The 19,804-nt window shown below is 70.8% G+C and carries 17 protein-coding genes; 12 read left to right on the top strand and 5 right to left on the bottom strand.

Translation table 11 applies throughout. The annotated features are described in order from the left end of the window. From VJ693_RS04370 to VJ693_RS04355, 4 genes are all read left to right on the top strand, one after another. The coding region (locus tag VJ693_RS04370; protein WP_324152245.1) for an FAD-dependent oxidoreductase at positions 1 to 760 on the top strand (760 nt) is incomplete at its 5' end. 194 nt (positions 761 to 954) lie between these two features. Next, positions 955 to 1,467: a hypothetical protein gene (locus tag VJ693_RS04365; protein WP_324152244.1), complete on the top strand. Its 513-nt coding sequence runs from the start codon at positions 955 to 957 to the stop codon at positions 1,465 to 1,467. A gap of 47 nt (positions 1,468 to 1,514) precedes the next feature. Further along, positions 1,515 to 2,171: an HAD hydrolase-like protein gene (locus tag VJ693_RS04360; protein WP_324152243.1), complete on the top strand. Its 657-nt coding sequence runs from the start codon at positions 1,515 to 1,517 to the stop codon at positions 2,169 to 2,171. Next, the gene (locus tag VJ693_RS04355) at positions 2,168 to 2,749 is read left to right on the top strand and encodes a GNAT family N-acetyltransferase (RefSeq protein ID WP_324152242.1); all 582 of its coding nucleotides are present in this window, start codon (positions 2,168 to 2,170) and stop codon (positions 2,747 to 2,749) included. Before VJ693_RS04360 ends, VJ693_RS04355 begins: the two co-directional genes overlap by 4 nt. Positions 2,750 to 2,798: 49 nt before the next feature. Here the strand turns inward: VJ693_RS04355 and VJ693_RS04350 are convergent, their stop codons facing one another. From VJ693_RS04350 to cphA (VJ693_RS04340), 3 genes are all read right to left on the bottom strand, one after another. Beyond that, positions 2,799 to 4,817, bottom strand: coding sequence for a M13 family metallopeptidase (locus VJ693_RS04350; protein ID WP_324152241.1), 2,019 nt, complete (start codon positions 4,815 to 4,817; stop codon positions 2,799 to 2,801). 194 nt (positions 4,818 to 5,011) lie between these two features. Continuing rightward, the gene (cphA, locus tag VJ693_RS04345; RefSeq protein ID WP_324152240.1) at positions 5,012 to 7,582 is read right to left on the bottom strand and encodes a cyanophycin synthetase; all 2,571 of its coding nucleotides are present in this window, start codon (positions 7,580 to 7,582) and stop codon (positions 5,012 to 5,014) included. Positions 7,583 to 7,616: 34 nt separating this feature from the next. Next, the gene (cphA, locus tag VJ693_RS04340) at positions 7,617 to 9,839 is read right to left on the bottom strand and encodes a cyanophycin synthetase (protein WP_324152239.1); all 2,223 of its coding nucleotides are present in this window, start codon (positions 9,837 to 9,839) and stop codon (positions 7,617 to 7,619) included. Between the two features lie 136 nt (positions 9,840 to 9,975). Here cphA (VJ693_RS04340) and VJ693_RS04335 point away from each other — a divergent pair, with 136 nt between their 5' ends. Further along, positions 9,976 to 12,273, top strand: coding sequence for an ABC transporter ATP-binding protein (locus VJ693_RS04335; RefSeq protein WP_324152238.1), 2,298 nt, complete (start codon positions 9,976 to 9,978; stop codon positions 12,271 to 12,273). Between the two features lie 17 nt (positions 12,274 to 12,290). Continuing rightward, positions 12,291 to 12,761, top strand: coding sequence for a DUF1854 domain-containing protein (locus VJ693_RS04330; RefSeq protein WP_324152237.1), 471 nt, complete (start codon positions 12,291 to 12,293; stop codon positions 12,759 to 12,761). Here the strand turns inward: VJ693_RS04330 and VJ693_RS04325 are convergent. Next, complete coding sequence (locus tag VJ693_RS04325) at positions 12,758 to 13,741, bottom strand: MDR family oxidoreductase (protein ID WP_324152236.1); 984 nt, start codon at positions 13,739 to 13,741, stop codon at positions 12,758 to 12,760. The two genes, VJ693_RS04330 and VJ693_RS04325, sit on opposite strands and share 4 nt — an antisense overlap. 34 nt (positions 13,742 to 13,775) lie before the next feature. After that, positions 13,776 to 14,048 carry a 2Fe-2S iron-sulfur cluster-binding protein gene (locus tag VJ693_RS04320; RefSeq protein ID WP_324152235.1) on the bottom strand — a complete coding sequence of 91 codons (273 nt, stop codon included), beginning with the start codon at positions 14,046 to 14,048 and terminating at the stop codon, positions 13,776 to 13,778. Positions 14,049 to 14,188: 140 nt separating this feature from the next. Between VJ693_RS04320 and VJ693_RS04315 the strand changes: the two genes are divergently transcribed. The 6 genes from VJ693_RS04315 to htpG form a co-directional block, all read left to right on the top strand. After that, a complete protein-coding gene (locus VJ693_RS04315; protein ID WP_414652225.1) occupies positions 14,189 to 15,283 on the top strand; it encodes a CaiB/BaiF CoA transferase family protein in 1,095 nt (364 codons plus the stop codon). Further along, entirely contained in the window at positions 15,280 to 17,055 is a 1,776-nt protein-coding gene (locus VJ693_RS04310; protein WP_324152233.1) for an MBL fold metallo-hydrolase, read from the top strand. The genes VJ693_RS04315 and VJ693_RS04310 overlap by 4 nt, the downstream gene beginning before the upstream one ends. Next, positions 17,052 to 17,570, top strand: a complete 519-nt coding sequence (locus VJ693_RS04305; RefSeq protein ID WP_324152232.1) for a GFA family protein — start codon at positions 17,052 to 17,054, stop codon at positions 17,568 to 17,570. The genes VJ693_RS04310 and VJ693_RS04305 overlap by 4 nt, the downstream gene beginning before the upstream one ends. Positions 17,571 to 17,582: 12 nt before the next feature. Beyond that, complete coding sequence (locus VJ693_RS04300) at positions 17,583 to 18,161, top strand: hypothetical protein (RefSeq protein ID WP_324152231.1); 579 nt, start codon at positions 17,583 to 17,585, stop codon at positions 18,159 to 18,161. A 17-nt stretch (positions 18,162 to 18,178) separates the two neighbouring features. Beyond that, on the top strand, positions 18,179 to 18,472 hold the full coding sequence (locus VJ693_RS04295; protein WP_324152230.1) for a hypothetical protein: 294 nt from the start codon (positions 18,179 to 18,181) through the stop codon (positions 18,470 to 18,472). Positions 18,473 to 18,601: 129 nt separating this feature from the next. Then, the coding region (gene htpG / locus VJ693_RS04290) for a molecular chaperone HtpG (RefSeq protein WP_324152229.1) at positions 18,602 to 19,804 on the top strand (1,203 nt) is incomplete at its 3' end.

The following is a 19,804-nucleotide window of genomic DNA, read 5'->3' as shown; positions in this document are numbered from 1 at the left end:
GACGCATGTGCGCGCCTACGAGGTGGACATCATGAACCTGCAGCGCGCCGAGAAGCTCGTGCCTGCCAGTGAGCCGGGCGGTCTGATCGCGGTGCAGCTGGCCAACGGCGCCACGCTCAAGAGCAAGACCGTGATCCTGTCCACCGGCGCGCGCTGGCGCAACGTCAACGTGTCAGGCGAGCAGCAGTACAAGAACCATGGGGTGGCCTACTGCCCGCATTGCGACGGCCCGCTGTTCAAGGGCAAGGCCGTGGCCGTGATCGGCGGCGGCAACTCCGGCGTCGAGGCGGCGATCGACCTGGCCGGCATCGTGCAGCATGTGACGCTGCTCGAGTTCGGCGAGGCGCTGCGCGCCGACAAGGTGCTCGTCGACAAGCTCCAGAGCCTGCCGAACGTGGTGATCCACACCCAGGCGCAGACCACCGAGATCACCGGCGACGGCAAGAAGGTCGATGGCCTGCGCTACACCGACCGCGCGAGCGGCGTTTCGCGCCACGTCGAGCTCGAAGGCGTGTTCGTGCAGATCGGCCTGGTGCCCAACACCGAGTGGCTCAAGGGCACGGTCGAGCTCAGCCGCTTCGGCGAGATCGTGGTCGACGCCAAGGGCCAGACCAGCCTGCCCGGCGTGTTCGCCGCCGGCGACGCGACGACGGTGCCGTTCAAGCAGATCATCATCGCGACCGGCGAGGGCGCGAAGGCGGCGCTCGGGGCGTTCGATCACCTGATCCGCATGCCGGCGCCGGCCGCCGCCGCGGCCTGAAGCTGCCCCTGCCGGCCTCGTTCCGGGGGGGCACCCTCGAACGAGGGACGGACCCCCTCCGAAATGCAGGGTGACGCGCCCTGGCGTTGGTTCCAACAATGCACGGACCTGTTGCAACACCGCAGCAGGCCGGTGTGCCACGGCCCTTGCGGGCCCGGCACCCGCAGAGTGACCCAACCATTTCGGAGGTGACCATGTTTCCGTCACTCAAGCTCCCGCTCGCTGCCGTTGCAGCCGTCGCGGTGTCCGCCAGCGCGCTGGCCGGCGGCGAGCCTCCTGGCTTGGAGGCCGCCGGCAAGGTGTCGCCGATGGCGATCTCCACGTCGCACAAGCTGCTGAAGTCCTTCTTCGACACCGCCAACGAGGGTGGCAAGCCGCTCGGCGCCGGCTCCTTCACCACCGTAGGCTCGCAGCTGACCCTGAACTGCGCCAACACCGCGGGCTGCACGATCGCCGGCAACTTCAGCGCCCAGCTGGGCGCCGGCGCGAGCGAGAACAATGCGGCGGTCTGCGTCGTCGTCGACGGGGCCAGCGTCAGCTGCCCGTTCAACAGCATCATCCGGCCTGGCGGCGGCTTCCAGGTCATGAACTACCAGACCTTCACTTCGGTCGCGCTGGGCAACCACACGGTCGACATGCAGGTCTTCAGCAGCACCGCGTCCACGCTGTTCCGCTGGAACAAGGAAATCAAGCTCTACAAGCCCTGATCGACCGGGCCGGGGCGGCGCAGCAGGCGCAGGCATACTGCGCCGCGATGCCGCCCCATGACTTCGTCCTATTCGACCTCGACGGCACGCTGAGCGACCCCCAGCTCGGCATCGGCCGCTCGATCAACCACGCCCTTGCCCACTTCGGCTTCGCGCCGCTGGCCGACGCCGAGGTGTCGCGCTGCATCGGCCCGCCGCTGGACGAGAGCTTTCGCGCGATCACCGGGCGCGACGACGACGCGACCATCCACGGGCTGGTGGCCGCGTACCGCGAGCGCTATGGCGACATCGGCTATGCCGAGAATCGGCTCTACGACGGCATTCCCGAGGCGCTCGCGGCGCTGGCCGGTGCCGGCCTGCCACTGGGCGTGTGCACCTCGAAGCGGCGCGACTTCGCCGAAAAAATCCTGTCGCTGTTCGGCCTCGAGCAGCATTTCCGTTTCGTCGACGGCGGCGAGATCGGCGTGCACAAGTGGCAGCAGATCGCCGCGCTGCGCGAACGCGGCGTGGTCGGCCCGAGGGCGGTGATGGTCGGCGACCGGGCGGTCGATCTCGTCGCCGCCCATCGCAACGGGCTGGATGGCGCCGGCGTGCTGTGGGGACACGGCAGCCGCGACGAGCTGCAGGCCGAGTCCCCGCGCTACCTGCTCGACGCCCCGGCCGAGCTGACCCGCTGGGCGGGGCGCCCGGGAGCGCCCCAATGACGACGATTCGCCTGCTGAGCGCCGATGACGCGGCCGACTTCCAGCACCTGCGCTTGCAGGGCCTGCGCGAATGCCCCACGGCGTTCGCATCCAGCCATGCCGAGGAAGCCGACGAACCGCTCGCCGCCGTCGCGGCCAGGCTGCAGCCCGACGGCGTGTTCGGCGTCCATGGCGCGTTCGACGACAACGGCCGCCTCGTGGCCGTGGCGGGTCTGGGCCGCGAGCGCATGCGCCGGCTGGCGCACAAGGCCGTGCTGTGGGGCGTGTATGTCGACCCGGCAATGCGGGGCCAGGGCGTCGCGCGCCGCCTGCTGGCCTGGGTGCTGACGCAGGCGGTGAACGAGCCGAGCCTGCGTCAGGTGACGCTCGGCGTCGAATCGGCAAACCATGCCGCCCGGGCACTGTACGAATCGCTCGGCTTCATCGCCTGGGGCACCGAGCCCGCCGCTGCGTGGGATGAGCTGGGGGCGCACGACGAGACGTGGATGGTCTGCCCGCTGCCCGGGCGAGGGCCGGCGCCCGGGCCCGCGACGGAAGTGGATCCGGTGGGCAACCTGTTCGGCCGGCGCGGACGCTGAATCGAAAAGAGGCCGGACGAGCCGGCCATCGATTCAGGCTGCCCGGCGGTCACCAGATCCGGATGCGCTCGTCCGCGGCCTTGAACATCTTGTCGCCCGGCTTGGTGCCGAAGGCCTCGTGGAAGCCGTCGTGGTTCACGGCGGCGCCGTTGGCGCGGAATTCGGGCGGCGAGTGCGGGTCCATCGTCAGCAATTGAAGCGCGCGCTCCTCGCGCACCTTCTCGCGCCAGGCCTGTGACCAGCCGAGGAAGAAGCGCTGGTCGCCGGAGTAGCCGTCGATCACCGGCGCCGGCTGGCCGTTGAGCGAGCGCCTGTAGGCCTTGTAGGCGATCTGCAGGCCCGACAGGTCGGCGATGTTCTCGCCCAGCGTCAACTTGCCGTTGAGCTTCTTGCCGGGGATCGGCTCGTAGCCTTCGTACTGCGCGACGAGCTTGGCGCCCACCGCTTCGAAGGCCTTGCGGTCGTCGTCGGTCCACCAGTTGCGCAGCACGCCTTCGCCGTCGAACTGGCTGCCCTGGTCGTCGAAGCCGTGGCTGATCTCGTGACCGATCACGGCACCGATCGCGCCGTAGTTGGTCGCGTCGTCGGCGGCCATGTCGAAGAACGGCGGCTGCAGGATCGCGGCGGGGAAGACGATCTCGTTCAGGCTCGGGTTGTAGTAGGCGTTGACCGTCTGCGGGTTCATGCCCCACTCGGCGCGGTCGACCGGCTTGCCGGCCTTCGCGGCGATGCGGTTCCACTCGAAGCGGGCCGAGCGCTGCGCGTTGCCCAGCGCGTCACCGGCCTTGACCTCGAGCTTGCCGTAGTCGCGCCACTGGTCGGGGTAGCCGATCTTGGTCATGTACTTGGCCAGCTTGGCCTGCGCCTGCGCCTTGGTGGCCGGCGTCATCCAGGCCAGGCCGTCGATCGAATCCTTGTAGGCGGCCAGCAGGTTGGCCACCAGCGCCTGCATGCGGGCCTTGTATTCGGGCGGGAAGTAGCGGGCCACGTAGAGCTGGCCGACGGCCTCGCCGAGCGCGCCGTTGACCTCGGTGATGCCTTGCTGCCAGCGCGGCTTCTGCTCTTTCGCGCCGGTCAGGGCGGTGCCCCGGAAGGCGAAGCGGGCATCGCGGAAGGCCTGGGGCAGCACCGGCGCGGCGGCGTCCAGGCTGTGCAGCTTGAAGTACAGCTTCCAGTCGGCCAGCGGCACCTCGGCGAAGAGCTTGGCCACGCTGGTCACTTCACTGGGCTGAGAAACCGACAGGCGCTCGACCTGCCCCAGGTTCGCGGCCTGCAGGAAAGCGGACCAGTCGACGCCCGGCGCCGCCTTGGCCAGCTCGGCCACCGTCATCGGGTTGTAGATCTTGACCGGGTTGCGGTTCTCGACCTTGTCCCAGTGCGCTTCGGCGATGCGCTGCTCGATCGCCATCACCCGCTTGGCGATCTCCGCCGGCTGCGGCAGGCCCGCCAGCGTGGCCAGCGTGGTGAGGTAGGTCTCGTAGGCGGCGCGGGCCTTGGCCAGGCGCTCGTCGTCCTTCTTCAGGTAGTAGTCGCGGTCGGGCAGGCCCAGGCCGCCCTGCCAGGTCAGCGCCTGGTTCATCGTCGGGTTCTTGAAGTCGGCCATCACCCACAGCTGCACGGGCGTCTCGAGCCGGCCTTGCGCCAGGCCCTGCCAGCGGGCGAGGTCCTTGGCGGTCTTGATGGCATCGATCTCGGCCAGCATCGGCCTGGCCGCGGCGAAGCCGGCCTTGTCGATCGCGTCGGTGTTCAGGAAGGTGGCGTAGAAGGCGCCGACCTTCTGCTCGACGCCGCCGGCGGGAAGCTGCTTGCTCGCCAGCTCCTCGATGATCGTCCTGACGCGTTGGTCCGACAGGTCGCGCAGCTGGATGAAGGTGCCGTACTCGGGCTTGTCGGCCGGGATCTCGGTGGTCTTGATCCAGCCGCCGTTGGCCGCGCGGAACAGGTCGTCCTGGGCGCGAACGCCGGTGTCGAAGCCCGGGCGGTCGAGGCCGGAGCTCATCGGGGCCGCCATGGTGGCGGTGGCGAGTTGAACGAGGACGGCCATGGTCGACAGTCTGAGGGTTTTCATCAGGGCGCGCTTTCCATCAAGCAAAAGGCGCCGCGGGTTGCGGCGCCAGGCGTGGGCACGGCAGGCGGTGGGTCACCGCCTGGAGTGCCCCAAAGGATAGCCGCCTGTCCGCCGGCCCGCGCTTCGGGATGCGACGAATTGCGCTGCCCGCCGACCGAAGGCCCGAAACCGGGGACAGGCCCCGCAGCGGGACCTCAGGCCGGCTCGGCGACACGCTGGGCCAGATGAGCCAGCGCCTCTTCCACCTGGTCGACCAGCACCAGGCACAGGTCGCCCGGCTGCAGGCGGCCGAGCGCCGTGTCGATGGCGACGAACTCGCCCCGGATCTCCTCGACGTGGCGGGTGCGCGCCGCGCCGTCGAGGCCCTGGCGCAGCAAGGCGATGACCTCGCCGTCCTCGCGGCCGCGCTGGCAGGCGTCCTGGTACAGGAACACCTCGTCGAAAGCGGTGCCGAGGATCTGCGTCTGCTCGCGGATGTCGTCGTCGCGCCGGTCGCCGGCGCCCGAGATGACGACCGAGCGGCGCTTGGCCGGCATCGCGGCCACGGCGGCAACCAGCGCACGCATCGCGTCCGGGTTGTGGCCGTAGTCGGCGATCAGCGTCGCGCCGCGGTAATCCATCACGTTGAAGCGGCCCGGGGCGTTGTCGGCGTCGTTGACGAAGCTGGCCAGGCCGGACCGGATGGCGTCCCACGACAGGCCCACGCCCCAGGCGGCGGCGATCGCGGCCATTGCGTTGTCGATCTGGAAGCCGATGGTGCCGTGGCGGGTCAGCGGGATGTCGCGCAGCGGCATGAACTCGCGCCAGTTGCCTTCGGCCGCGACGATCTGCTCGCCTTCGACATAGACGCAGCGCTGGCCCTGGGCGCGGTGGGTGGCCAGCACCGGGTGGTGCCGGTCCTGCGCGAAGTAGATGATGCCGCCGGGGCAGGTGGCGGCCATCGTCACGCAGTGTGGGTCGGTCGCGTTGAGCACCGCGTAGCCGGTGGCGGCCACGTTCTGCACGATCACGCGCTTCAACACCGCCAGGTCTTCGACGGTGGTGATGTAGTTCAGGCCCAGGTGGTCGCCGGCGCCGATGTTGGTGACCACCGCCACCTGGCAGCGGTCGTAGCCCAGGCCCTCGCGCAGGATCCCGCCACGCGCCGTCTCGAACACCGCCGCGTCGACCTGCGGGTTCATCAGCACGTTGCGCGCACTCTTCGGGCCCGAGCAGTCGCCGGAGTCGATCTGGCGGCCGTTGACGTGCACGCCGTCGGTGTTGGTCATGCCCACGCGCAGGCCGTCGGCGGCGAACAGGTGGGCGACCAGCCGGGTGGTCGTCGTCTTGCCGTTGGTGCCGGTGACGGCCACCACCGGGATGCGGCCGTCGTCACCCGGCGGGTACAGGTGGTTGATGATCGCCTCGCCGACCGCGCGCCCCTTGCCGAAGGACGGCGACAGGTGCATGCGCAGCCCCGGCGCGGCATTGACCTCGACGATGCCGCCGTGCTGCTCCTCGAGCGGACGGATCACGCTCTCGCAGACCACGTCGACGCCGCAGATGTCGAGCCCGACCATGCGGGCCGCGGCCACGGCGCGCGCCGCGACCTCGGGATGCACGTCATCGGTCACGTCGGTCGCGGTGCCGCCGGTCGAGAGGTTGGCGTTGTTGCGCAGGGTCACGCGCTGGCCCTTCTCGGGCACCGATTCGGGCGTCAGGCCCTGCACCGCCAGTCGCGCGACGGCGATGTCGTCGAAGCGGATCTTGGTCAGCGAGGTGGCGTGGCCGTCGCCGCGCTTCGGGTCGGCGTTGACCTGGTCCACCAGCTGGCGCACGGTGTGCACGCCGTCGCCCGAGACCTGCGGCGGGTCGCGCCGCGCCGCCGCGACGAGCTTGTGGCCGACGACCAGCATGCGGTAGTCGCTGCCGGGCAGGAACTTCTCGACCATCGGGTGGCCGATCTCCTCGGCGGCCTTGTAGGCGCCGGCCAGTGCGGCCGCATCGGTGATGTTGACGGTGACGCCCTTGCCCTGGTTGCCGTCCTGCGGCTTGCAGACCACCGGCCAGCCGATCTCTTCGGCGGCGGCCACGGCGTCCTCGACGCTGGCCACCGGCCGGCCCAGCGGCACCGGCACGCCGGCGGCGCGCAACAGCGTCTTGCACAGGTCCTTGTCCTGCGCGATCGATTCCGACACCGCGCTGGTCGAATCGACTTCCGCTGCCCAGATGCGGCGTTGCTTCGAGCCCCAGCCGAACTGCACCAGGCTGCCGCTGGTCAGGCGCCGGTAGGGGATGCCGCGCGCGATGGCCGCGTTGACGATCGAGCCGGTCGAGGGCCCGAGGCGGACGTCCTCGTCGACCTCGCGCAGGGCGTGCAGCGTCGCGTCGCAGTCGAAGCTCGCGCCGTTCTCGCCCAGCGCGGCGCGGATCAGCACCTCGGCGGCTTCGAGCGCCTGGCGGCCGACCTTCTCCTCGCTGTACTCGACGACGACCTGGAAGACGCCCGGCTCGACCGTCTGGGTCGTGCGGCTGAACGTCACCGGGCAGCCGGCCTGCGTCTGCAGCGCCAGCGTGGCGGCTTCGAGCACATGGGCCAGCGAGGCGTTCTCGGGCTTCAGGCGCAGCGCGCCCAGGCCAGGGAAGAGCGCGCGCAGCCGCGCCTCGAAGCCGGGCAAGGCCGACAGCGCCCGTTCCGGCTCGCTGCACGAGACGATGGCTTCGACGGCGGTGTGGCGGCTCCAGAGGTTGGGGCCACGCAGGGCGCGGATGCGGGAGATGTCCATGGGCGGTCGGGCGGTCTTGTTCTGGGAGAGGGGTTCAGGCGCGCGGGGCGCCGAGGTCGAAGGTCTCGATGCCGGCGGCGATCAGCTCGGGCGAGATGCCGAAGGCCCAGGCCGCGGCCACCGCGGCCAGCAGGGCCTCGGCCAGCGGGCCGATCTCCGCCGTGCTGCCGTGGCCGTGGCGCTGCAGCACGCTGTGCACGTCGGGGCCCGGGTGTTCGCTGGCGCCGGTCAGCAGCAGCACCTTGCCGTCACGCAGCACGGCGGCGCGGCCGCCTTCGAGGCAGTGGTCGCGCAGCACCTGCGGGTCGCCATCGTTGCCTTCGACGGCATAGAGCAGCACCTCGCCGTCGCACAGCTCGGCCAGCTCGGCGACGCGCGGGTCGGCCGCGTTGAGCACGCCCACGCCATCGTCGAGCACCACGTCGATCTGCGTGCGCAGCACCTTGTAGAGCTGGTCGGATTCGCTGATGTCGTGCCGCTTCAGTTCGGCCGCGCCGTCGAAATCGGTCACCACGCCGACGTGGCAGCGGTCGTAGGGCAGGCCTTCGTCGAGGACCAGCGCCGGGCCGTTCTCGAACACGGCGGCCTGCGCGTCGCGGTTCATCAGCAGGCGGTGGCTGGCTTCCCAGTAGGCGGCGCTCCTGGTCACGGCGGGCTCGGTGCGGCGCTGGCCGACGAACAGGCCGTCACGGCAGGCCAGCGCGGTGTGGCGGCCCGACAGGTGCACCAGCCAGGCGATCGCGCGCGCGATCACGTGGGTGTTGCGCGTGCCGGCGACGCCGACGATCGGGATGCGGCCCGGGTGAGGGTCGTGCTCGTCGCTCGGAAACAGCTGCTCGACGATCGCCTGCCCGACCGGCCGCGGCTTGCCGACGGCCGGCTTCAGGTGGCTCAGCAGCCCTGGGCCGGCGTTGACCTCGACGACCGCGCCGCCCTGCTCGTGCAGCGGGCGCGAGATGTCTTCGGCCACCACGTCGATGCCGGCAATGTCCAGCCCCACGGCCTGCGCGGCGAGCGACACGTAGTGGTCGACCTCGGGGTGCACATCGTCGGTGCAGTCGATCGCAACGTTGCCGTTGCGCTGTACCAGCACCCGCTTGGCCGCAGGCGGCACCGAATCGGGCGTGTAGCCCTGGCGCTGCAGGTCGAGCAGCATGACGCCGTCCTCGCGCGGGTTCAGCCGGTTCAGCGGGTGGTCCTCGGTCGTGCCGCGGCGCGGGTCGGAGTTGATCTGCTGGTCGACCAGCTCGGCCAGGTTGTGCTGGCCGTCGCCGGTGACCCAGGCGGTTTCGCCGCGCGCGGCGGCGACCACGCGGCCGCCGACGACGAGCAAGCGGTGTTCCTGGCCCGGGATGAAACGCTCGACCATCACCTCGGTGCCGTGGCGGGCGGCCACCTCGTAGGCGGCCTCGATGTCGGCCTGGCTGGTCAGGTCCAGCGTGACGCCGCGGCCGTGGTTGCCGTCGGTCGGCTTGACGACCACCGGCGCGTCGAAATCCTGCGCCGCGGCCCAGGCGGCGGCCGGGCTGTCGACGATCTCGCCCTCGGGCACCGGCACGCCGCAGGCGGTGAGCAGCGACTTGGTCAGGTCCTTGTCGCAGGCGATGGTCTCGGCGATCGCGCCGGTCAGGTCGGTTTCGGCGGTCCAGATGCGGCGCTGCTTGGCGCCGTAGCCCAGCTGCACCAGGTTGCCGTCGTTCAGCCGGATGTGCGGGATGCGCCGGTCGGTGGCGGCCGCGACGATGCAGGCGGTGGAGGGGCCGAGGTAGCAGTCGTCGATCGCGTCGCGCACTGCGGCGACCGCGGCCTTGACGTCGAACGGCTGGTCGTTGATGGCGGCCATCAGCAACGCGTGGCCCTGGGTGAGCGCGGCGCGGCCGACCTGTTCGTTGCGGGCCCGGAAGACCATGCGGTAGACGCCGTGCCGGCTGGTCGAGCGGGTCTGGCCGAAGCCGGTGGGCATGCCGGCCAGGTTCAGCAGCTCGATCACGCAGTGCTCGAGCACGTGGCCGGCCCAGGTGCCCTCGCGCAGCCGCTGCAGGAAGCCGCCGCGTTCGCCGACGCCGCAGTGGTGCTCGGCCAGTGCCGGCAGCAGCGTGAGCAGGCGGTCGGTGAAGCCGGGCAGCTTGTCGGAGGGGTGGTGTTCGAGTTCGCCCAGGTCCAGCCAGACTTCGAGCACCGAGCGGTAGGTCCAGATGTTGGGGCCGCGCAGGTAGGTGATGCGCTGGAGCGTGATGTCGTTCTTCTGGCCGGTCATGTGTGGGTGGTCGGGTGGAAGGGGGCCGCGAGGGCGCGCGAGGCCCGAATTTTGCGCTCGCTCAGCTTAGCCGGCGGCCTGGGGCACACACGGGGAGGGCGCGGCCGTGGCTTTCAAGGAAAATGCCACGTTCAGCATGCAACACCAACATCCAACCCCGGCCGCCACCTCTTCCGACGCGGCGCCGCCCCTGGCTGCCGGGGACAACGCGCTCACCACGCTGCAGGTTGACCTCGACGAGGATCTGCGCTTCGCTCCTGGCCAGCTCGTTCTCAGTGAACGTGCGTTGTTTGCGCACCTGGGCGACGGCGGCCCATGGCAGCGCCACGAGCTGACGCCGAACCTGACGCTGCACCACCACGACCACGCCGGGGTCGGCACGCTGGAACTGGCCGATGCGGACCGCCTGATCGCCCGCTGGCGCTTCACGCTGGGCGCCAATGTCCAGGCGCTGCGCCTGGTCAAGCGTTTCGAACAGTTGCAACATGCCCGGGCGCTCGGCGTGCCGCCCGAGGGCGACGACCCGACCCGCTGCCCCAACTGCCGGGCCCCGCTGCCGCCCGACAGCGACGAATGCCCCATCTGCACCCGCGAGCTGACCGAGCCGCCGTCGACCTGGGTGCTGCTGCGGCTGTGGCGTTTCGCCAAGCCCTACCAGGGTCGGCTGCTGGCCGGCTTCCTGCTGACGCTGGCCTCGACCGGCGCCACGCTGGTGCCGCCGTACCTGACGATCCCGCTGATGGACGAGGTGCTGATCCCGTTCCAGAACGGGCAGAAGATCGACCCGCAGTACGTGATGCTGCTGCTGTCGGGCCTGCTCGGCTCGGCGCTGCTGGCCTGGAGCCTGGGCTGGGCGCGCACCTGGCTGCTGGCGCTGGTGTCCGAGCGCATCGCCGCCGACCTGCGCGTGGGCGCCTTCGAGCACCTGCTGCAGCTGTCGCTCGACTACTTCGGCGCCAAGCGCACCGGGGACCTGATGAGCCGCATCGGCTCGGAGACCGACCGGATTTCGGTCTTCCTGTCGCTGCACGCGCTCGATTTCGCCACCGACGTGCTGCTGCTCGGCATGACCTCGGTGATCCTGTTTTCGATCAACCCCTGGCTGGCGCTGATCACGCTGATCCCGCTGCCCTTCATTGCCTGGATGATCCACATGGTGCGCGACCGCCTGCGCACCGGCTTCGAGAAGATCGACCGCGTGTGGGGCGACGTCACCAATGTGCTGGCCGACACCATCCCGGGGATCCGGGTCGTCAAGGCCTTCGCGCAGGAGGCGCGCGAGGCCGGGCGCTTCCGCGAGGCGAACAAGCAGAACCTGCATGTCAACGACCGGCTGAACAAGACCTGGAGCCTGTTCGGCCCGACCGTCTCGCTGCTGACCGACATCGGCCTGCTGGTCGTCTGGGCCTTCGGCATCTGGCAGGTCAGCAAGGGCCAGATCACGGTGGGTGTGCTGACTGCCTTCATCGCCTACATCGGCCGCTTCTACGGCCGGCTCGACTCGATGAGCCGGATCGTCTCGGTCACCCAGAAGGCCGCGGCCGGCGCCAAGCGCATCTTCGACATCCTCGACCACGTCTCCAACGTGCCGGAGCCGGCCAACCCGGTGCCCATCGCGGGCCTCAAGGGCGGCGTGACGATGGACAACATCGGCTTTCGCTACGGCAACCGCTCGGTGATCCGCGGGCTCAACCTCGAGATCCGGCCGGGCGAGATGATCGGCCTGGTGGGCCACAGCGGCTCGGGCAAGAGCACGCTGGTCAACCTGATCTGCCGCTTCTACGACGTGACCGACGGCCGCATCCTGGTCGACGGCACCGACATTCGCCGTTTTGCCGTGTCGGACTACCGCCGCCACATCGGCCTGGTGCTGCAGGAGCCCTTCCTGTTCTTCGGCACCGTGGCCGAGAACATCGCCTACGGCAAGCCGGACGCGACGCGCGACGAGATCGTCGCCGCGGCGCGTGCCGCGCACGCCCACGAGTTCATCCTGCGGCTGCCGCAGGGCTACGACTCGCTGGTCGGCGAACGCGGCCAGGGCCTGTCAGGCGGCGAGCGCCAGCGCATCTCGATCGCCCGTGCGCTGCTGATCGACCCGCGGCTGCTGATCCTCGACGAGGCCACCTCGGCGGTCGACACCGAGACCGAGAAGGAAATCCAGAAGGCGCTGGACAACCTCGTCCAGGGCCGCACGACGATCGCCATCGCGCACCGGCTGTCGACGCTGCGCAAGGCCGATCGCCTCGTCGTGATGGACCGTGGCGTGGTCGTCGAGGTCGGCCCGCACGACGAGCTGATGGCCCGGCAGGGCGCCTACTGGCGGCTCTACGAGGCGCAGGCCCGCAAGGCGGAGGCCGAGGGCAGCGACCACGACGCGGTGCTGATCGCCAGCACCCTGCAGCAGCCCTCGGCGCACGAGGCGGTGGGGCCATGAGCACGGCAGGGGCATCCATGACCGACTTTCAACTGAGCCGCAACGCGCTGGGCCGCCTGGTTTTCATCGGGGCCGACGGTGACGTGCACGAGGGCATCACGCCGGTGCGTGCCTTCCCGATCGGCGCGCCGGACGAGGGCCTGTCGCTGGTCAGCGCCGAGGGGCGCGAGCTTGCCTGGGTGCCGCGCATCGCTTCGCTGCCGCCCGGGCCGCGCGCGCTGGTCGAGGAGGAGCTCGCCAGCCGCGAGTTCACGCCCGAGATCAAGCGGCTGCTGCAGGTCTCGACCTTCTCGACGCCCAGCACCTGGGATGTCGACACCGACCGCGGCCCGACCCAGCTCGTGCTCAAGGGCGAGGAAGACATCCGCCGCCTGCCCGGCAACCGCGCCGCGCTGCTGATCACCAGCGGCCACGGCATCGTCTTCAAGGTGCCGGACCTGCTGGCGCTGGACCGGCATTCGAAGCGGCTGCTGGAACGCTTTCTTTAGCGATTCACGTCGACGACGGTCCGGCCTCGGATGCGGCCGGCCAGCAGGTCGTTGCTGGCCTGCACGATGTCGCTCAAGGCCACCTCGTGCGTCATCTGGGCGAGCTGGTCCGGCTTGACGTGCTCAGCCAGCAGCGCCCAGGCCTTCTCGCGCACCGCGTTCGGCTGGAACACGCAGTTGATGCCGTACAGCGTGACGCCGCGCAGGATGAAGGGCATCACGGTCGCCGGCAGGTCGCCGCCGCCGGCCAGGCCGCAGGCAGCGACTGCGCCGTTCCACTTGGTCTGCGCCAGCGCATTGGCCAGCGTCTGGCTGCCGACCGAATCGATCACGCCGGCCCAGCGCTCGCTTTGCAGCGGCTTGCCGGGGGTGGCCAGGGCGCTTCGGTCGACGATGTGGGCCGCACCCATCACCTTCAGGTACTCGGCCTCCTGCGGCCGCCCGGTCGATGCCGTGACGCTGAAGCCCAGGCCCGCGAGCAGCGCCACCGCGACCGAGCCGACACCGCCGGCCGCGCCGGTGACCAGCACCTCGCCGTCGTCCGGCGTGAGGCCATGCTTCTGCAGCGCCATCACGCACAGCGCCGCGGTGTAGCCGGCGGTGGCGATCGCCATCGCCAGGCGGGTCGTGAAGCCGTCGGGCAGGCGCAGCAGCCAGCCCGACTTCAGGCTCGCCTTCTGCGCCAGCCCGCCCCAGGCTGTCTCGCCCAGGCCCCAGCCGTTGACGACCACCCGGTCGCCCGGCTGCCACGCGGGGTCGGTGCTCGCCTCGACGACGCCGGCCAGGTCGATGCCGGGCACCATCGGCCAGTTGCGCACGATCGCCCCGCGCCCGGTCACGGCCAGCGCGTCCTTGTAGTTCAGGCTCGAGTATTCGATGCGCACCCGCACGTCGCCGGGCGGCAACTGGGTCTCGTCGAGCTCGGCGAACGCCGCATGGGTGGCCTTGTCCTGCTGCGTCAGCATCAGCGCCTTGAACATTTCTTATCCCTCCGGAAGGCTGCTGGATGCGATGCTATGCCTTCGTGGCCCAAGGCGCATCGATGACCACGTCGGTGTCGGCCAGGGCGACGCAGGGCAGGATCCAGCCTTCGGCCTTTTCCTCGGCCAGCAGCCCCGGCCATTCGATGCGGTAGCTCACCGCGCCGGCCAGCAGCCGGCAGCGGCAGGCGCGGCAGCTGCCGTTGCGGCATGAGCGCGGCAGGCGGATGCCGGCGGCCAGCGCCGCTTCCAGCAGGCTCTGGCCGGGCGCGATCGCCACGTCCTGGCCCAGCGGTTCGATGCGCAAAACAGGGGAGGGTCGACTCACCGGGGCGATGCTAGCCTTCGCAGCTTCCCCAAGACGACGAGGCGCGTGAGCAGATGGGTCCTTTGCATGGGCTGCGGGTGGTTGAACTGGCGAGCATAGGGCCCGGGCCGATGTGCGCGATGCTGCTGGCCGATCTGGGCGCCGAGGTTGTGCGCATCGACCGGCTGGAGCCCAGCGGCCTGGGCGTGCCGGTCGAGCCGCGTTTCGATGTGCCCGGCCGCAGCCGCCGCTCGATCGCGCTCGACCTGAAGAGCGACGCCGGCCGCGAAGCCGCACAGCGGCTGATCGCCTCGGCCGACGTGCTGATCGAGGGCTGGCGCCCCGGCGTCGCCGAGCGCCTGGGCCTGGGCCCCGAGGACTGCCATGCCCGCCACCCGGGCCTGGTCTACGGCCGCATGACCGGCTACGGCCAGACCGGGCCGCTGGCGCACCAGGCCGGGCACGACATCAACTACATCGCGCTGAGCGGTGCGCTGCACGCGATCGGCACCGCCGCCGGCGGCCCGGTGCCGCCGTTGAATCTGGTGGGCGACTACGGCGGCGGCGCGCTGTACCTGGCCTTCGGCGTGATGGCCGCCTTGTTCGAGCGCCAGCGCTCGGGCCGCGGCCAGGTCGTCGATGCCGCGATGGTCGATGGCGTCGGCTCGCTGCTGGCGATGTTCCACGGCCTGGCCGCCGGCGGCCTGTGGGATGCCGGCCGGCGCGAGGCCAACCTGCTCGATGGCGGCGCGCCGTTCTATGCCACCTACGAGACCGCCGACGGCCAGTGGTTCGCGGTCGGGGCGCTCGAGCCCAAGTTCTTCGCCGAGTTCGCCGGGCGTGTCGGGCTGGAGGCCCGTTTCGTCGAGCGCCAGTACGACCGCCGGCTCTGGCCCGAGATGCGCGAGCGGCTCGAGGGCATCCTGCGCAGCCGCACGCGCGACGATTGGACGGCCCGGCTGCAGGGCTGCGATGCCTGTGCGACGCCGGTGCTCACGCTGGCCGAGGCGGCGGCGCACCCGCAGGCGCAGCAGCGCCAGTCCTTCGTCGAGGTCGACGGCGTGATGCAGCCGGCGCCGGTGCCGCGATTCGGCCGCAGCCGGCCCGGCGCGCCGCGCCCGGCCCCGGTGGTGGGCCAGCACACCCGCGAGCTGCTCGCCGAGGCGGGCTACAGCGAGGCCGACATCGCCACGCTGCTGGCGGCCGGCAGCGCGCGGCAGACAATGCCGGAATGAGTGAACTCGCCCCTGCCGCCTCCGCCGCGCTGACGATCGATCGCGACGCGCAAGGCGCCCGCCGTGCCGCCAGCGTGATCGTGTTGCGCGATGGCGCCAGCGGTGCGCCCGAGGTGCTGCTGCTGCGCCGCGCCGAACGAGAGGGCGACATGCGCAGCGGCGTGTGGGTCTTTCCCGGCGGCGTGCTCGACGAGGAGGATGCCGCGCTCGGCGAACGCTGCCACGGCGACAGCGAAGTCGCCGCCAACGATCGCCTCGGGTTGCCGCACGGGGCGCTCGCCTACACCGTGGCGGCGCTGCGCGAATGCTTCGAGGAAGTCGGCTTGCTCTACGCGGCCGATGGCGACGTGGAGGCGGCCCTGCACGAGCGCGAACTGGTGCGCACCGGGGCCGATTTCGCCGCGCTGTGCGCGCGCCACGGGCTGCGGCTCGACGCCGGTGCCTTGGCCTACCACAGCCACTGGCTGACGCCGCCCGGGCTGCCCAAGCGCTTCGACACCCGTTTCTTCGTCGCCCGGGCGCCGCACGGGCAGCAGGCCGTGGTCGACGCCGGCGAGGCGCTGGAGCTGGCCTGGCTGACGCCCGCGCAGGCGCTGGAAAGCGAGCGTGGCGAGTCGGCGCCGGGCCGCTCCCAAGCCGACTCACCCCCTCGGGGGGCCGCGGCTGCAGCGCAGCCGCCAGGGGGCACCATGAAGCTGCTGCCCGTCACCCGCGAAACGCTGAAGGACCTGGCCCGCTTCGCGAGTGTGGCCGAGGTGCTGGCCGAGGCCCACGCCCGCCGCCACCCACCGCGCATGATGCCGCGCCTGGGCCGCGACGCCGCCGGCCGCGTGCGCCCGGTGCTGCCGGGCGAATGGGCCTACGCCGAGATCGGCCGGCTCGACCCCGAGGGCCGCGGCACGGTCTGCTTCGAGCTGCCGCCGCTGGCGCCGGTGAGGCTGTCCGAGCGTGTCACGCGTATCACCTGCGCCAACGGCTCGGTGATGACCGGCCCGGGCACCAACACCTACCTGGTGCGCGCCCCGGGCGGCGCCGAGGTCACGGTGATCGACCCGGGCCCCGACGACGCCCATACCGAGGCCCACCTGCAGGCCGTGCTGGGTGCCGCCGCGCCGGGGCGCATCGTGCGCATCGTCACGACCCACACCCACAAGGACCATTCACCCGGCGCCCGCCGGCTGGCCGAGCTGACCGGCGCACCGGTCATCGGCCGCGTCGCCGACCATGGCGAGTGGCAGGACACGGCTTTCGCGCCGCGTCACATGCCCATCGACGGCGAGCGCATCGTGCTCGGCGCCGGTGCCACGCTGCGCGCGGTGGCCACACCGGGCCACGCCTCGAACCACGTCTGCTGGCTGCTGGAGGAAGAGGGGCTGCTGTTCACCGGCGACCACGTGATGCAGGGCTCGACCGTGGTGATCAACCCGCCCGACGGCGACATGGCGACCTACCTCGCGTCGTTGGACAAGCTGCTGGCGCTCGACGGCCTGCGCTGGTTCGCGCCGGGCCACGGCTTCCTGATGGCCGAGCCGCAGGCGGAGGTGCGCAAGCTGATCGCGCATCGCCTGGGGCGCGAGGCCAAGGTGGCCGCGGCGCTGCGGGCCGCTGGCGCGGCCAGCGCCGAGGCCCTGGTGCCGACGGTGTACGGCGACGTGCCGAGTGCGCGCCACGGCATCGCGGCGCGGTCGCTGACGGCTCACCTGATCAAGCTCGCTGCCGACGGCCGTGCCCGGCGCGACGGCGACCTGTGGCATTGGCAGGAGCAACCATGAACGAGAACGAGAGTGACGGCTTCCCCCTCGACGGCGGCTGCGATTGCCGGAGCGTGCGCTACCGCATGCAGACGCGGCCGCTGTTCGTGCACTGCTGCCATTGCCGCTGGTGCCAGCGCGAGACCGGCACGGCGTTCGCCTTGAACGCGATGATCGAATCCGATCGGTTGACCCTGCTCGCCGGTACGCCGACGACCGTGCACACGCCCAGCGCCAGCGGCGCCGGCCAGCAGATCGTGCGCTGCCCGCAGTGCTGGGTCGCGCTGTGGAGCCACTATGCCGGGGCTGGCCCGGCGGTCGCGTTCGTGCGCGTCGGCACGCTGGACGACCCGGACCGGCTGCCGCCCGACATCCACATCTTCACTGCCTCGAAACAGCCTTGGGTGCTGCTGCCGCCCGGAGCGCCGGCGGTGCCCGAGTATTACGAGCGTGAGCAGCACTGGCCGGCCGAGAGCCTGGCGCGGCGCGAGGCCCTGCGGGCCCGGATCGAGGCCGCGCGCGGCCGCGCGGGCTGAAGGGCGCCGGCGATGGGTTACGCGATCGGCTGGCTCGCCGTGCGCGGCAAGGTGCCCGAGCAGGTGCTGGCCGAGCTCGATGCCGCGCCGACCGGGCGCCAACTCGAATTCGGCACCGCCCGGCTGGCCGCGTGCCGGCTCAGCACCGGCTGGTTCGCGGTCGTGATCAACGAGGCCGAGCACCCCTGGGTCGGCGAAGACATGCTGGCCCTGCTGTCGGACGGCGCGGCCGAGGTGCTGGCCTGCCGGGTCGAGGAGCATGTGATGGTCTCCAGCGCCGAGTTGTGGCGCAGCGGCGAGCGGCAATGGCGTGTCGTCCACGACGCACGGCTCGGCCGTGACCACCTGGTGGCCGAAGGCCGCCTGCCGGCCGCCTATGCCGGCATCGCAGCCGAACACCGGCAACTGGCGGCGGCCGCGGCAGGCAAGCCGGTGGACCACGTTTTCGAGGTGCCGCTGAAGCTCGCGCAGCGCCTGGTCGGCTTCAAGCACGACGAGGGCGGCGCGGGCGGCGAGGGCGGGTGGGACGAACTGCGCCACGGGCCGATGCCCGAGCAGGCACCACCCGGGCCCTGGTGGAAATTCTGGTAATCAACGGGAGGTCAGTCATGGTTCCATCGGTCTGGTTCTGGGCACCGCAATTCCACTTTCCGTGGAGCGGCGACGTGGCGCAACGCATCGAGCCGAATGTCGTCCTCGATGCGATCACCTCATCGGCGGGCAACCGCGACGTCGAAAAGCGCGTACTCACCGAAGTGGCGTCCTATGGCCAGCAGCTCGGGCTGATCACCGAGTTGCTGCTCGACCTGGCCGCGCAGATGCCGCCGACCAGCCCGGCCGGCGTCAAGGCACAGGAACGCCTGGCCGAGATCGCCCAGCGCGTCGAAGCCCTCAAGCCCTAAACTCCCGGCCCCGGCGGGGCTTGAAAACCCGGCGCGCGGCCCCAGTTGCCGCGCCAGCGCGCATCGTCGCGGCGCGCCCGTCAGCCTCCGCCAATTGGTCCCGAAGCAAGCGAATCTCAGTCATCCACCATGAGCAAGCACACCCACGCCTTCCAGGCCGAAGTCAAGCAGATCCTGCACCTCGTCACCCACTCGCTGTACTCGAACAAGGAGATCTTCCTGCGTGAGCTGGTCTCCAACGCCTCGGACGCGTGCGACAAGCTGCGTTTCGAGGCGCTCGACAAGCCCGCGCTGTTCGAGGATGCGCCCCAGCTCGAGATCCGCGTGATCCTCGATGCCGAGGCGAAGACCATCACCATCCGCGACAACGGCGTCGGCATGAGCGCCGAGGAGGCCGCGGCCAACCTCGGCACGATCGCCAAGAGCGGCACGCGCGAGTTCATGGCCAAGCTCGAAGGCGAGCAGAAGAAGGACGCCGCGCTCATCGGCCAGTTCGGCGTCGGCTTCTACTCGGGCTTCATCGTCGCCGATCGCATCACGGTCGAAACGCGCCGCGCCGGGCTGCCGACCAACGAGGGCGTTCGCTGGAGCTCCGAAGGCACCGGCGAATACGATCTGGAGACGATCGACCGCCCCGCGCGCGGCACCGATGTGATCCTGCACCTGCGCGACGAGGAGGCCGAGTTCCTCGCCGCCTGGAAGCTGCGCTCGATCATCTCGAAATACTCCGACCACATCTCGCTGCCCATCCTGATGCGCAAGGAGGAGTGGGACCAGGAGGCAGGCAAGACCGTCGCCAAGGACGAGTGGGAGACCGTCAACAAGGCGGCGGCGCTGTGGGCGCGGGCCAAGAGCGACGTGACCGACGCCGAGTACCAGGAGTTCTACAAGCAGCTCAGCTACGACTCGAACGCTCCGCTGGCCTACACGCACAACCGTGTCGAGGGCCGCAGCGAGTACACGCAGCTGCTCTACATCCCGGCCAAGGCGCCGTTCGACCTGTGGAACCGCGACAAGCGCGGCGGCGTGAAGCTCTACGTCAAGCGCGTCTTCATCATGGACGACGCCGAGGCATTGATGCCGGTGTACCTGCGCTTCGTCAAGGGGGTGGTCGACTCGGCCGACCTGCCGCTGAACGTCAGCCGCGAGCTGCTGCAGGAAAGCCGCGACGTGAAGGCCATCCGCGAAGGCTCGACCAAGCGCGTGCTCTCGATGCTGGAGGGCCTGGCCGACAGTGAATCGGCGGACGACCAGGCCAAGTACATGAGCTTCTGGAAGGAGTTCGGCTCGGTGCTGAAGGAAGGCATTGGCGAGGACTTCCAGAACCAGGAG

The organism is Ideonella sp. (genome assembly GCF_035254525.1).
Taxonomy (GTDB): domain Bacteria; phylum Pseudomonadota; class Gammaproteobacteria; order Burkholderiales; family Burkholderiaceae_C; genus Ideonella.
Note: the sequence above shows the minus strand (reverse complement) of the source record. Positions and strands in the feature narration are given on the sequence as shown.